The 14,567-nt window shown below is 69.6% G+C and carries 10 protein-coding genes; 7 read left to right on the top strand and 3 right to left on the bottom strand.

What is annotated here, in order from left to right; all coding sequences use genetic code 11:
• Positions 1-392: 392 nt before the first annotated feature.
• Entirely contained in the window at positions 393-3,500 is a 3,108-nt protein-coding gene (locus FZ938_RS31390; protein WP_211101135.1) for a DUF4347 domain-containing protein, read from the top strand.
• 50 nt (positions 3,501-3,550) lie between these two features.
• Here the strand turns inward: FZ938_RS31390 and FZ938_RS21120 are convergent, their stop codons facing one another.
• The gene (locus tag FZ938_RS21120; protein WP_149200413.1) at positions 3,551-4,762 is read right to left on the bottom strand and encodes an MFS transporter; all 1,212 of its coding nucleotides are present in this window, start codon (positions 4,760-4,762) and stop codon (positions 3,551-3,553) included.
• A gap of 212 nt (positions 4,763-4,974) precedes the next feature.
• Positions 4,975-5,928, bottom strand: coding sequence for a hypothetical protein (locus tag FZ938_RS21115; protein ID WP_149200412.1), 954 nt, complete (start codon positions 5,926-5,928; stop codon positions 4,975-4,977).
• A 263-nt stretch (positions 5,929-6,191) separates the two neighbouring features.
• On the opposite strand from FZ938_RS21115, the gene FZ938_RS21110 reads away from it, so the two are divergent.
• Positions 6,192-8,456 carry a type I secretion system permease/ATPase gene (locus FZ938_RS21110; RefSeq protein WP_246799080.1) on the top strand — a complete coding sequence of 755 codons (2,265 nt, stop codon included), beginning with the start codon at positions 6,192-6,194 and terminating at the stop codon, positions 8,454-8,456.
• A gap of 14 nt (positions 8,457-8,470) precedes the next feature.
• On the top strand, positions 8,471-9,979 hold the full coding sequence (locus FZ938_RS21105; RefSeq protein ID WP_149200411.1) for an HlyD family type I secretion periplasmic adaptor subunit: 1,509 nt from the start codon (positions 8,471-8,473) through the stop codon (positions 9,977-9,979).
• Between the two features lie 59 nt (positions 9,980-10,038).
• On the opposite strand, the gene FZ938_RS31480 is transcribed toward FZ938_RS21105, so the two are convergent.
• Positions 10,039-11,475 (bottom strand): carbohydrate-binding domain-containing protein, encoded by a 1,437-nt coding sequence (locus tag FZ938_RS31480; protein ID WP_149200410.1) that lies wholly within the window; start codon positions 11,473-11,475, stop codon positions 10,039-10,041.
• Positions 11,476-11,716: 241 nt separating this feature from the next.
• On the opposite strand from FZ938_RS31480, the gene FZ938_RS21095 reads away from it, so the two are divergent.
• The 4 genes from FZ938_RS21095 to FZ938_RS21080 all read left to right on the top strand — a co-directional run bounded on the left by FZ938_RS21095 (position 11,717) and on the right by FZ938_RS21080 (position 14,444).
• Positions 11,717-12,322: a TetR/AcrR family transcriptional regulator gene (locus FZ938_RS21095; protein ID WP_149200409.1), complete on the top strand. Its 606-nt coding sequence runs from the start codon at positions 11,717-11,719 to the stop codon at positions 12,320-12,322.
• Between the two features lie 14 nt (positions 12,323-12,336).
• Complete coding sequence (locus FZ938_RS21090; protein WP_149200408.1) at positions 12,337-12,624, top strand: YciI family protein; 288 nt, start codon at positions 12,337-12,339, stop codon at positions 12,622-12,624.
• A gap of 3 nt (positions 12,625-12,627) precedes the next feature.
• Complete coding sequence (locus FZ938_RS21085) at positions 12,628-13,254, top strand: DNA-3-methyladenine glycosylase I (RefSeq protein ID WP_149200407.1); 627 nt, start codon at positions 12,628-12,630, stop codon at positions 13,252-13,254.
• A gap of 125 nt (positions 13,255-13,379) precedes the next feature.
• Positions 13,380-14,444, top strand: coding sequence for a M23 family metallopeptidase (locus tag FZ938_RS21080; protein ID WP_149200406.1), 1,065 nt, complete (start codon positions 13,380-13,382; stop codon positions 14,442-14,444).
• Positions 14,445-14,567: the final 123 nt, after the last annotated feature.

The following is a 14,567-nucleotide window of genomic DNA, read 5'->3' as shown; positions in this document are numbered from 1 at the left end:
GCGGCCGGAGCCGGAGCTTGGCTTTTTTCCATAAGCGCCCTTATGTGTCGATTTGGCGTCATGAAATCATGATTTGAAATATTGGTTTCTGACCCTGGAGTTTTGCCGCGGCCCGGCTCCGCACTACCGCTTTTTCGTGTGGGCAAAAGGATTTTTCCCGCAAAGCGGCAATTTTGGTCAAATACGGCCGGACGCGGACATGCGCTGAAGTCACCGTCTTAAATCGCACTTTCCTTCTTGCGATTTCCCACAGGTGATCACCCGTTCTTCCCGGCGATACCCCGACTTATCGAATTGTTGATGTGCGTCCATTCCTCACATTCGGGGGAAGAGGCCGTTCGGTCTGAGGGAATATTGCCGCTGCCGCCGGCGGCCATGAAGGAGGACCATCCTTGCGCGACGTACTGATTGCGGACGCCAGCCTCGACGATCTCGATCTGCTGCTCGACCGCTGCCGGTCCGACGTCCGGATCGTTCGGGTAATGGCAGACGAGGATGGCGGGGAGGCCCTGGCCGACGCCCTCGTCGAGCGGCCCGCCGTCATCCATCTGCTGGCCCATGGCGAACCGGGTGCGGTTCGGTTGGGGGCCGGCCGGCTCGACGTCGCGGCGCTGTCCGGCCGCAAGGCAGAGGGGCGCATGTGGCCGCAGGCGCCGGGTACGGAGATCCTGATCCATGCCTGCGACGTTGGTGCCGACGGCGGCCGCTTCGCCGCGGCGCTCGCCGGGGCGACCGGCGCACGCGTCGCCGCCGCCAGCCATCCGGTCGGCCATCCGTCGCTGGGCGCCTCCTGGGATCTTGACGTGACCACCGGACCGATCGCCGCGTCCCTGCCCGTCTCCGACACCGGCGCCTGGGTCCACTGTCTGGCCTACAGCGGCACGGCCACCGACGGCGACGATACGCTGATCGGCGACAATGACGGCAACACCATCAACGGCGGGGCCGGCAACGACAGCATCACCGGCGGCACCGGCAACGACAGCCTGCTCGGCGGTCTGGGCAACGACACGCTGGTCGGCGGCGGCAACAGCGGCCAGTCGGCCGGCGACACGCTGAATGGCGGGTTGGGCGGTGACCGTTATGTCGGCGGCAACGGCTTCACCATCGTCACCTACGAGAACGCCACCACCGGCATCACGCTGGACCTGACCAACGGCGCCAACAACACCGGCGAGGCGGCCGGCGACAGCTTCGTCGACATCCAGCGCTGGGTCGGCTCCGAATATGCCGACAGCCTGACCGCCGGCGACAGCGCGGTGTGGTTCTGGGGCCATGGCGGCAACGACGTCGAGTATGGCGGGGCCGGCAACGACACGCTGGAGGCCGGCGACGGCAACGACACCATCTTCGGCGGCGGCGGCACCGACCTGATGTATGGCCGCGCCGACAATGACGAGCTTCACGGCGGCATCGGCAACGACACGGTGGCCGGCGGCGGTGGTACCGACCTGCTCTATGGCGACGCCGGCAACGACCTGATGAAGGGCGACTGGGAACGCGACACCATCCATGGCGGCGACGGCGACGACACCATCCTGGCCGGCATCGTCAGCTCGGGCAGCTATGCCCAGACCCAGGCCGATCAGATCTTCGGCGAGGGCGGCAACGACCGCTACATCGTGGTCAGCCAGTATGACGCCGGCACCGTCAGCTTCGACGGCGGCGACGGCACCGACACGCTGGAGGTCCGGTCCGACAACCTGACCAGCTACAACGGCTACGACCTGGAATACTACACCGACGTCGCCTCCTCCACGATCGACCTGACGGGGATGACGCTGACCGGGGTGGAGCGGCTGGAGCTGACCGGCAGCAAGGGGCATGACGTCACGCTGACGGGCACCCAGGCCGCCGGTTTCGACAGCATCGTCGGCGGCGCGGCGACCGACACGCTTCGCATCGCCGGCAGTGCCGACTTGTCGGCGACGGCGCTGTCGGGCATCGAGGCGATCCAGCTCACCGGCAGCGGCAGCACCCTGACGCTCGCCGCCTCGCAGCTGGCCGGGCTGGCGCTGACCGGCAACGGCAACGCGCTCGCGGTGACGGCGGCGGGGACCGGCGCTTCCGTGGACCTGTCCGGCGCCGCCGGCTTCGCCCGGGTCGCCCTGACCGGCACCGCCGGTGCCGACGACCTGACCGTCGGGGCCGGGGCGACCGTCACCGGCAACGGCGGCGACGACATCATCCGCATCGCCGCCGGCACCGCCGGTGCCGTCACCATCGCCGATGCCGGCATCGGCGACCGGCTGGTGATGGAGGGCGCCGACCTGACGGCCATGCAGGTCGAGACGGCCGCCGGCTCCACCACCCTGCGGGTCGGCAGCGATCTGGCGGTGACCTTGAACGGCAGCTTCGAGGCCAGCCAGTTCCAGGCCGGCAGCGGCGGCAGCGTCACCATCGTTCAGGCCGTTTCGCCTCCCCCTCCCCCTCCCCCGCCCGTCACGCAGCCTGATCCCACTCCGGAGCCCGTCCCTGATCCGACACCGGTCCCCACCCCAGATCCCACACCGGTTCCCACCCCGGATCCCACTCCCCTCCCGCCCGCGGATCCCGCCTCGACACCGGCCGCCGGCGGGCAGTCGGGCGGCTTCAACGCGCTCGCCTACATCGCCTCCTATCCCGACCTGATCGCCGCCTTCGGCACCAACACCGAGGCCGCGACCCAGCATTACCAGCAATATGGACAGGCGGAAGGGCGGACGGTCACCTTCGACCCACTGGCCTACACCGCCTCCTACCCCGACCTGATCGCGGCCTTCGGCACCGACGCCGACGCCGCGGCCCGGCATTACATCCAGTTCGGCTACAGCGAGGGGCGGCACCCCAACTTCGACGGGCTTGCCTACATCGCCTCCTATCCGGACCTGATCGCCGCCTTCGGCACCGACGCCAACGCCGGCACCCGCCACTTTATCGAGCATGGCTCCGCCGAGGGGCGCAGCGTCACCTTCGACGGCTACAACTATCTGGCCGCCAACCGGGACGTCGCCCTCGCCTATGGCCTCAGCCCGGACGCCGCGGCCACCCATTACATTCAGTTCGGCCGGTCGGAAGGCCGACCGGCCCAGGGTTTCGACGCGCTGCGCTACATCGCCAGCAACCCGGACCTGATCCAGGCCTTCGGTCCCGACGTCCAGGCGGCCGAAATCCACTATGTCCAGTTCGGCTACAGCGAGGGCCGGTCGCTGACCGCCTTCGACCCGGCGGCCTATCTGGCGAGCCATCCGGAGATCGCCACGGAGTTCGGCACCAGCGACGCCGCGGTCGAACTGGCCTACATCAAGCGCAGCACCTCGTCCGAAACAGTGGCGATGCCCGCCTTCGCCGCCATGACGCCCATCGCCGTCACCATGCTGGCGGCCGGGATGACCGGATCGGAGACGCTGGGGATCGACGGCGGCTTCCAAGACTCTTCGTCGTCCGCCATGGCGTCCGGCCTGCTGGCGGCGGGGGATGGCGGGCTGTCCACCCGGCAGCGGACGGAGCTTCCGGCCTGAGATTTGGCCTGAGGATGAGGAAAGGGGCGACCTTGGGACCGCCCCTTTCCTTATTGGACCGGCCGGTCTCCGGCCGCGATCCGGGGCCGGCGCATGGACAGGGCGGTCAGGAAGCCGGCCGCGGCGGCCGTGCCGCCCAGCAGGAAGACGCTGCCGTAGCCGGCGCGGTCGGCGAGCAGCCCGGCCACCGGGCCGGTCAGGCCATAGGCCAGATCCTGGAAGGCCGCGAAGGCGCCGAGCGCCGTCGCCCGCAGATGCGGTTCCACCAGATGCACCACCTCCCGGCCCATGGCGGGAAAGACCAGGGAGCAGCCGAGCCCGGTCAGGAAGGCGCCGGCCAGGGCCAGGGCGGGGTCGCCGGCGCTCCAGACCAGCAGCTGGCCGACCGCCTCGACCGCCAGCGATCCCATCGCCACCGGCAGGCCGCCGATGCGGTCGGGAAGATGGCCGAAGGCGAAGCGCACCAGGACGAAGCCGACCCCGAAGGCGGTCAGGCCGAGCCCGGCGAAGGGCCAGGATTCATGGACGAAGTGCAGCGAGAAGAAGGCGCCGATGGCGGCGAAGCCGATGCCCTGCAGGCTGACGACGGCGCCGTGCAGCCAGATCCGGCCGAGCACGGCCCGGAAGGGCGGGCGCCTGGCGCCGGGATGCGCCGCGACCCCCGCCATCGGGCGGATCGCCAGCAGCCCCAGCGCCGGCAGCAGGGCGCCGACCGCCATGGTGCCGGCGAAGCCGATGGCGTCGAGCAGCAAAAGCCCCAGCGGACCGCCCGCCGCGAAGGCGCCGTAGAGCGCCGCGCCGACCAGGGCCAGCACCTTGCCCGACCGCTGCGGGCCGACGATGCCGATCCCCCAGGCGATCACGCCGACCCCGACGAGGCTTTCGCCCAGCCCGATCAGCAGGCGCCCCAGAACAAGGACGCAGAAGGCCGTCCAAGGCAGCTGCGGCAGCAGCCCGGTGGCAAGCGAGACCAGCCCGCCGGCGATGTAGAGCGCCAGTCCGCGCGCCACCGCCGGCTTGGCCCCGCCGCCGTCCACAAAATTGCCGGCGAAGCTGCGGGTGAGGATGGTGGCGAGAAAGGCGCTGCCGACGCCCAACCCCGCCCAGAAATTGCCCAATCCCAGGGTTCCGGCCACGAACAGCGGCGTGACGGGAAGGGAGATGGCGACGCAGAGATAGGAGACGAAAAGGATGGCGGCCAGGATGAACAGGCGGCCCTGAGATTGGTCGCTCGCTGGATCGCGTGTCGGCTGGGGACTCATGGGTGTGCTCCACACTGGTCCGCGGTCGACAGGCGTCCGAACATCAGAACGCACTCCGACCGCGAGGATCGTTGAGTGCGTTGATTGACGTTGAACGCTTACGGCCAGTGCGACTGACAACGGTCAGACAGCTAACCGATCCGGGGGCCCGAGACAACCATGAAGACAATCGGGGAAATCGCTGCGGCGGGAGGCCGTCAGCGGGCCTTTCCTCAGCGGCCCTTGCGGTCGGCCTTCGTCATGGAAGGCAGCGCCACGTCGATCAGCAGCCGGTGGCCGCGTTCCTTGTCCGGGGCCAGGGTGGAGACGGCGAGCAGCCGGACGGCATCCCCCTTGGCGTCGCCCTCCTCGTCGCTGAACAGCAGGCGGGTGCCGCTGCCGCTCCGCTCCGCCCGGTAGGCGAGCGTCGTCGCCGGCAGGCGTCCGGACGGGGCGGCCTGCCACAGCGTGCCGGGAAGCATCACCTCCAGCCGGCCGTCGGAGCGGCGCACCGGCGTCTCGAAGCGCGGGTCCTGGTCGAGGTCGAGCACGACGCGCAGCCCGTCGCCGCCGTTGGCGGTGCGGATGCGCTCCACATGGCGGGGCGTCGCCGTGCTCGCCACGGTCTGGACACCGGTCGGGCGGGTGGGTGGGTCGGGGATCGGCTTGACGCCGGGACGCAGGATTTCCACCGCCGGCTCCGTCCGCAGGGCGGGGGCGTCGTCCTGCGGCTCGGGCTTTGCCGTCGGAATCGGGGGGGCCGGAATGGAGGTTGCGGCTGGCTGTGCCGCCGGCTGGGGCTCGACAGGCTGGACTTGAGCCGGTTGGGCTTGTGACGGCTTTTCGGGGGCGGGTTGCGCGGGAGCCGGCTTGGCCGTTTCCCCGACCTGTTCCGCGAAGCCGCCGCGGCGGCCCTCGGCGCGGCCCTGCCGGACATAGTGGGCATAGCCGCTGGAGAGCTGCCCGTTGCGGACGGCGGCGGCGACGTCGGGGTTGGCGGCCAGATAGGCCCGCTCCCGCCAGCCCTTCGGCGGCGCCAGGGTGGTGTCGACTTCGGCGGAACGGCGCCAGTTGGACAGCAGCGACGGCATCGATCCCTGCAGCCCCAGCCCCTCCACCGCCAGCGACAGCCACAGGGGCGTCAGCAGCAGGAGCAGAAGGCGCAGGAGCTGGGGGATCGGCGACAAGGCGGGTCGTATCCGGCGAAGGGGGAAACGGCACCGGTTTTGGCAGCCCGGCTGTGCTGCATGCCTACTCCCAAGCACCTCGCCGGGTCCAGGAAAAGCGGTTGGAGAGAAAGCGCGCCAAGCCGTTCGGCCAACCCCGTTTGAACACCAACGATGCGGGGTACCCCATCGTTCGGGTGGCCGCGCAGGCACGCGATGCTCACCTTCGGTTGGCCGCAGCCGTTCGGCGCCACCCCTTAGAGTTTCGGAACCGGGAAGCCTTCATGGAACAGATGCGAGACGGATCGCCGGCCGATCCGGCGCGGGACCCCTCCTCCCCTCCCCCCGGCGCCCAAACCGGCTCCAACCCCGGCTCCAACCCAGGGCCCCGTCTCGATCCCGGCATCGCCGGGCTGGTGTCGGCGCTGCGCATGCTGGGGATTCCGGCCGATTACGACGGCGTGCGCCATGCCTGCGGCGGTGAATCCCCCGACCTGACCGGGCTGGTCCGCCAGGCCCACCGGCTGGGCGCCAAGGCCCGCGTGGTGAAGACCAAGTGGGAGCGGCTGGAACGCACGCCGCTACCGGCGCTGGTCCCCGGCCCCGACGGCGGCTTTCTTGTGCTGGCCAAGGCCGGCAACGACCGCGTGCTGGTGCATGATGCGGCGACCAACCAGACCCGCATCCTCGACCGCGAGGGCTTCGAACCCTTGTGGAGCGGCCGGCTGATCTGTCTCGGCCGCAAGGGCACACTGGGCATGGGGCAGCCGCGCTTCGACGCCCGCTGGTTCGGCGCGGTCGCCTGGAAATACCGCGGCATCCTGGGCGAGGTTCTGCTCGCCTCCTTCTTCATCCAGCTGTTCGCGCTGGTGACGCCGCTGTTCTTCCAGGTGGTGGTCGACAAGGTGGTGGTGCACCGCAGCCTGGGCACGCTGGACGTGCTGATGGCCGGCATGCTGGCGGTCATCCTGTTCGAGGCGGTGCTGGGGGGCTTGCGCACCTACACCTTCGCCCACACCGCCAACCGGCTGGACGTGGAGCTGGGGGCCAAGCTGTACCAGCGGCTGCTGTCGCTCCCCATGGGCTATTTCGCGGCGCGCCGGGTCGGCGACAGCGTCGCCCGCGTGCGCGAGCTGGAGACGATCCGCAACTTCATGACCAGCTCCACCATCACGCTGGTGCTGGATTTGCTGTTCACCGTGGTCTTCCTGGGCGTGATGCTGCTGTACAGCCCGATGCTGACGGCGATCGTCGCGGCGTCCTTCCCCGTCTACATCGTCATCAGCCTGGTGGCGACGCCGATCCTGCGCCGCCGGCTGGACGAGAAGTTCGCCCGCGGCGCCGAGAACCACAGCTTCCTGGTCGAGACGGTGTCGAGCATCGAGACGGTCAAGGCGATGGCGGTCGAGCCGCGCATGCAGCGCCGCTGGGAGGACCAGCTGTCCGGCTATGTCCGCGCCGGTTTCCGCGCCGGCAACCTGAACAACGTCGCCAGCCAGTCGGTGCAGTTCGTCTCCAAGATCTCGACCATGCTGGTGCTGTGGCTGGGGGCGAAGCTGGTGATCGAGGGCAGCCTGACGGTGGGCGAGCTGGTGGCCTTCAACATGTTCGCCGGCCGCGTCGTCCAGCCTGTGCTGCGCATCGCCCAGCTGTGGCAGGATTTCCAGCAGGTGCGGCTGTCGATGCACCGCATCGGCGACATCCTGAACACGACGCCCGAGCCGCTGCAGAGCGCCGGGCGCGCCGCCATGCCGGCGATCAGGGGCGACCTGACCTTCGACCACGTCACCTTCCGCTACCGCCATGACGGGCCGGAGACGCTGAGCGACGTGTCGCTGCACATCCCGGCGGGACAGGTGGTCGGCATCGTCGGCACGTCGGGCTCGGGCAAGAGCACGCTGGCCAAGCTGCTGCAGCGCTTCCATGTGCCGGAGCGCGGGCGGGTGATGGTCGACGGCACCGACCTGTCGACCGCCGACGCGGTGTGGCTGCGCCGGCAGATCGGCGTCGTGCTGCAGGACAATGTGCTGTTCTCGGGCACCATCCGCGAGAACATCGCCCTGACCGACCCGACCATGGAGATGGGCCGCGTCGTCGCCGCGGCGAAGCTGGCCGGCGCCCACGACTTCATCGTCGAGCTGCCCGACGGCTACGACACCGTGGTGGGGGAGCGCGGCGCCAGCCTGTCGGGCGGGCAGCGGCAGCGCATCGCCATCGCCCGCGCGCTGGTCACCAACCCGCGCATCCTGATCTTCGACGAAGCGACCAGCGCGCTCGACCATGAATCGGAGCGGATCATCCAGGCCAACATGCGCCGCATCTGCGCCGGCCGCACCGTGCTGATCATCGCCCACCGGCTGTCCACCGTCGCCATCGCCGACCGCATCGTCACGGTGGAGCGCGGACGCATCGTCGAGGACGGCGCGCCGGACGAGCTTCTGCGCCGCGGCGGCCGTTACGCCACGCTGTTCCGCGGGCAGATGGGGCAGCTGCCGGGCAGCGGCGCCCCACCTGCGGACGGACTGATCGAACAGCGGGCCGCGGGCTGAGGGGAATGAACGCCATGAGCAAGACGACCGCCGCGGTGAAGACCACCCCCGCCGATCACACTCCCACCTCTCCCGCCTCCACTCCCGGTGTCAAGCCGCCGGCCAATGCGCCGGGCAAGCCCGGCGGTCCGCGCCCGCCCACCAAGCCTCAGAAGCGCCGCCGCGACGAGATGGACTTCCTGCCCGACGCGCTGGAGATCCTGGAGCGTCCCCCCTCGCCCACCGCGCGGATCTTCACCGGGGTCATCATGCTGGCCTTCACCGCCGCCTGCGCCTGGGCGTGGTTCGGCCATGTCGACGTGGTGGCGGTGGCGCAGGGCCGGGTGGTGCCGAGCGGCCGGACCAAGACCATCCAGCCGATGCAGACCGGCGTCGTCCGCGCCATCGACGTGGAGGACGGCCAGCTGGTCAAGGCCGGCCAGACCCTGATCGAGCTTGACCCGACCGAGGCCGCCGCCGACCGTGATCGCATCCGCTCCGACCTGTCGGCCGCGAGAGCCGAGGCGGCGCGGCTGCGGGCGGCGCTGGAGGTGGTGAACGGCAAGCCCGACGCCGCCTTCGCCGCCCCGGCCGGCCTGTCGCCCGATCTGGCGCGGATGCAGAGCCAGCTTCTCGCCAGCCAGATCGCCGAGCAGCGCGCCAAGCTGGCGGCGCTCGACCGCGAGCAGGCCCGGCGCGAGGCCGACCGCGCCACCGTGGTGCAGACCATCGCCAAGCTGAACGCCACCCTGCCGCTGATCCGCGAACGGGCGGAGGCGCTGTTCGACCTGTCGAAGCGCGGCACCTCGTCCCGCTTCCAGTATCTCCAGCTCCAGCAGGATCTGGTCGGGCAGGAGCAGGAGCTTCTGGTCCAGAAGATCAAGCTGACGGAGGCCGACGCCTCCATCGCCGCCACCGCCGAGCAGCGCCGCCAGACCGAGGCCGAGTTCCGACGCCAGCTCTACACCAACCTCGCCGAGGCCGAGCGCAAGGCCGCCTCGCTGGGGCAGGAGCTGGCCAAGGCGGAGCAGCAGGTTGATCTCTTGCGCCTGACCGCGCCGGTGGACGGCTATGTCCAGCAGCTGGCCGTGCACACGGTGGGCGGCGTGGTGACCACCGCCCAGCCGCTGATGGTCATCGTGCCGGAGGACAGCCATCTGGAGGTCGAGGCCTTCATCCCCAACAAGGACATCGGCTTCGTCCAGACCGGACAGGTGGCGGAGGTGAAGGTGGAGGCCTTCTCCTTCACCAAATACGGCCTGATCCCCGGCCGCGTCGCCTCGCTGTCCGGCGACGCCGTGCAACAGCAGCAGCAGGCCGACAAGGGGACGGACAAGGGGGCGGGGAAGGCGCCGGAGGCGGGATCGGTCTATGCCGCCCGCATCGCGCTCGACCGCGACACGCTGGAGGTCGACGGCAGGCAGACCCGGCTGCAGCCGGGCATGACGGTCAGTGCCGAGATCAAGACCGGCCGCCGCCGCATCGCCGACTACCTGCTCTCGCCGCTCTCGCGCAGCGCCCAGGAAGCGATGCACGAGCGGTGAGATGCGCCCTCTCCCGGGGATCCCCTCTCTCCCCCCCCCGGGGAGAGGGGATCTCTGGGTTACGCCGCCACTCCGTGCGCCAGATCATGCGCGTCGTACCAGGCGTGCAGGCCGTGGGCGGCGTCCTCGAAGGCCGGCAGGGTTTCCGGCATCCAGGCCGTCGTGACGTCGGCCGTCCCGTGCGATGCCGCGTTGGCCGACACGGCGTGGCCCAGCAGGTCGCTTGCCTGAAGCTCGGCCACCTGCGCCTGGGCCGCAGGGTGCGCACCGAACAGGCTCTTGTCGGCGGCGACCACCAGCGTGCCGCTCCACCACATGCCGCTCTGGCCCTTGACCACGTCGCGCCCGTCGAGCGCGCCCTTGTCGTACGTCACCGCGGCGTCGGTGGCGGCATAGCTGTGGCCGTTGACGCTGACGCTGTTGACCAACAGGTTGCGGTCCTGGCCGCCGGCGAAGCCGTCATTGTCGTACTGGACCTGCACCTTGTGGGCGCTGTCGGCCGACACGGTGGCGGTGAAGGCGTAGTTCTTGGCCGCGGTGCCGACGGTGGCGCCGCCGACCGCATGACCGTCGATCAGCAGGGTGAAATGGGCGTTCACCCCGGCCGCCGCCGTGCCCTTGGCGTTGACCAGGATGGCGGCGCTGGTGGTGGCGGGGGCGCCGGTTCCGGGAGCCGTCGTGCCGTAGAGCTGGCCGATCTTCGTCAGCAGCGCCTGGGTGTTCAGGTCGGTGTAGCCGGTGCCGGCGATCGGCGTCCCGGTCTGGTGGGCCAGCGACAGGAACTCGTCCTGGGTCAGGGCGCTGCCGCGCAGTGCGACCGCCTCCTGCTGGGCGAGCGCCACGGCGGCGGTCACCGCCGGCGCGGCGAAGGAGGAGCCGTTGCCCATCAGCGTCCGCCCGGCCAGATCGGTCAGCCGGATGTCGGTGCCGTCGGCGCAGAGGTCGGTGATGCCCGGATTGCGCTGGGCCCAGCCCGGCATGGTGCCGTCGCCGCCCGACGCGCTGACGCAGATCGTGTTGTGGTCGGCGGCGAAATAGGACACGTCTGTCGCCGTCCCGTTCTGCCCGGCATTGCCGGCGGCGGCCGACACCAGCACCCGCTTGGCGGCGAGGCCGGCCAGCTCGTCCGACAGGATGGTCGTGATCTCCGACGAGGCGGAGCCGCCGGCCAGCGACAGGTTGACGCCGACGATGTTGTAGTCCGACGCATGGGCCACGACCCATTGCAGCGCCTGCTCGATCGCCGCCCCTGACGCGGTGGTGGCGCTGTCCGGCATCACCTTCAGCGCGATGATGCCGAGGTCCGGCGCCTGCGACAGGATGGTGGAGGTCACCAGGGCGCCGTGGGTGTCGGCGTTGGGGTTGCGCGCGTCGGCGTCGTTGTCGGCATAGTCGTGCTGATAGACCACGCGCGAGGCGGCCTCCCAGGTCGGCGACCAGCCGCTGTCGATGACGACGACCGTCTCGCCCCGGCCGGTATAGGTGCTGTTCGCCATGCTGTCGGTCCCCGTCCTGCTGCCGTCGATAAGATGCGGGGCGGAGTATGGCGGCTGGCGGTGTGGCCTTCGGATGATAAGGACGGGGCGGATTTGAGCCCGATTAATTTTGTGGGAATTGACTTTGTCGGACGATTGTCCTAGAAATCTCTAGGTCAGTTGACCTAGAGATTGGCGTTGCCTGCCTGTCCACCTTCCGGCTCGGAACGGCAGGCGGCACACGGGGCGTGGGGAGAAGACGATGGGTGCCGCAAGCACGCGCCAGCAGATCGTGGAGGCTGCCGACCGGCTCTTCTATGAGCAGGGGTTCGAAGCCACCTCCTTCGCCGACATCGCTGCGGCCGTGCGGCTCTCCCGCGGAAATTTCTATTATCACTTCAAGACGAAGGACGAGATTCTGGGTGCGGTGATCGCCCTGCGTCTTACCAACACCGGCAGGATGCTGGAAGCGTGGGAGGCCGGGACTGGCGATCCGGCGCAGCGCATCTGTAGCTTCATCGACATTCTCGTCATGAACCGGGCGAAGATCATGCTCTACGGCTGCCCGGTCGGCACGCTCTGCAACGAGCTCGCCAAGCTCGATCACGTTGCCAAAGAGGATGCGGCCAAACTCTTCACCCTGTTCCGGGAGTGGCTGGCCCGCCAGTTCGCGGCACTTGGACGTGAGGCCGACGCCGATGCGCTCGCCATGCATGTCCTGATGCGGAGCCAGGGCATCGCGACGCTGGCGACGGCCCTCCGCGACGACGCCTTCATCCAGCGCGAGGTCGAGGACATGCGCGCCTGGTTGGAGGCGCAGCGTCCCGGCCCAAGCCGCCTCAAATGCCCTTCCTCCCCACAAGCTTGAAGGAATCGTTTCGCATGTTTGTCGTCACGCTCAAATTTTCCGCGAACAGGGCGGAGGCCGCCAGACATATGGACGGGCACAACGCCTGGATTCGGCGCGGGTTCGGGGACGGCATCTTCCTGCTGACCGGCAGCCTTGCCGGCGGCGCCGGTGGTGCCGTTCTGGCGCACAACATCTCGCGCGACGATCTGGACGCGCGTCTGCGGGAGGACCCCTTTGTGGCGGAGAGGGTCGTCGACGCCGACATCCTCGAAATCGCGCCGGGTCGCGTCGACGACCGTCTGGCGTTCCTGCAGGGGTGAGCGATGAGCGCGACCATTCCCGGACCGGATGGAAGGCCACGCTGCCGCTGGTGCGCGGCGGCGCCCGAATTCTTCGCCTATCATGATTCGGAATGGGGGTTTCCCGTCGGCGACGACCGCCGCCTGTTCGAGAAGCTGTGCCTGGAAGGCTTCCAGTCAGGCTTGAGCTGGCGCACCATCCTTGCCAAGCGGGAGAATTTCCGCGCCGCCTTCGCAGGGTTCGATTTTGAGCGGATCGCCGCCTTCACGCCGGCCGACGTCGAACGCCTGATGACGGACGAAGGCATCGTCCGTCACCGCGGCAAGATCGAGGCGGTCGTCAACAACGCCCGGCGCGCGCGGGAACTGGTGGAACAGGAAGGATCGCTGGCGGCCTATGTCTGGCGTTTCGAGCCGTCGCCTGATGAATGCGCGCCGCCGCAGACCGCCTCCACCTCCCGGGCGTCGATCGCCATGTCGAAGGATCTGAAAAAGCGCGGCTGGTCCTTCGTCGGTCCGACGACCGTTTATTCCTTCATGCAGGCGATGGGGCTGATCAACGATCACGTCGAAGACTGTGCGTTGCATGGCGAGGTGGAACGGGCAAGGGCCGAGTTCCAGCGGCCGGGCCGGAAGGCCGGCGGGGTCTGACCCCCTTATGCGACGGCGCATAAGTGGAGCATGTGGAATGAGGTGGGGCTGGCCCCCTCCCTCCGGCGCCCCACCTGTAGAGGGACGGTCAGGCAGGACGGAGCAGTGCTGTGCGAGGGGTTTGGATGAGGGTGCCGGTCCATTATCGCTGGGGGTTCGCCGCCCTGCTGTTCCTGCCGTCCGCCGGAGCCGTCCAATCCCCCGCCGCCCCTCCCGCCGCTCCTCCTGTCGGCGCGCCGGTGCTGGAGTTGCCGGTGCGCTGCCGGATCGGGGCGGAGTGCTTCGTCCAGAACTATGTCGATGCCGATCCGGGACCGGGGATGCAGGACTTCGCCTGCGGGCGGCTGACCTATGACGGGCACAAGGGGACCGATTTCCGGCTGCCCGACCTGGAGGCGATGCGGCGCGGGGTGGCGGTGGTGGCCGCCGCACCCGGCACGGTCACCCGCGTGCGCGACGGCATGGAGGATGTCAGCATCCGGCAGAGCGGCGGCGCGCCGGCCGGGCGGGAGGCCGGCAACGCGGTGGTGGTCGATCACGGCAACGGCTGGGAGACCCAGTACAGCCACCTGAAGCGCGGCAGCATCGAGGTCAGGCCGGGCGACCGGGTGGAGGCGGGCACGCCGCTGGCCGAGGTCGGGCTGTCCGGCAACACCGAATTCCCCCATGTCGATTTCGGCATCCGTCACGACGGCCATACCCTCGACCCCTATACCGGCAAGGAGGCGGGAACCGGAGAGGCGCCCGCCTGCGCTGTCGACCAGGGGAAAGCACCCATGCCGTCCGGCACGCTGTGGAGCGACGCGGCGCGCCGGACACTCGCCTACCGGCCGAGCGCGCTGCTCGGCGCCGGTCTGGCGCCCGAGGCGCCGAAGGCGGAGGTGGCGCGGGACGGCGGCTATGGTGGAAAGTCCCTGCCCGCCGACGCGCCGACGCTGGGGGTGTGGGCGGAGCTGATGGGCGGGCGGCAGGGCGACCGGGTGACGCTGGAGGTGACCGGCCCCGACGGCCGCCGCCTGTCCCGCAACGAGGGTGCGGTGCCGCGTCCGCTGGCCGTGCTGTTCTTCGGCACCGAGGTGAAGAAGCCCGCTCCCGGTTCCTGGCTCCCCGGCCCCTACCGGGTGACGGTGACGCTACGCCATGGCGACGGGACGGTGTTCCGGGAGGAACGGCGGGTCGAGCTGCGCTGACCGGGTTGAGCGGGGGGTATCCAAGACAACGCGGAGGATCGGGCAAGTGACAACTGCCACGACCTTGGCATTTGTCACGAAATGAACACGGACGCGCGTCACGAAAGTATACATCCGAAAGGA

Origin of the sequence: Azospirillum oryzae, assembly GCF_008364795.1 — a bacterium.
GTDB classification, from domain to species: Bacteria; Pseudomonadota; Alphaproteobacteria; order Azospirillales; family Azospirillaceae; genus Azospirillum; species Azospirillum oryzae.
The sequence above is the reverse complement of the archived record's forward strand: the minus strand, read 5'-3'. Positions and strand labels throughout refer to the sequence as shown.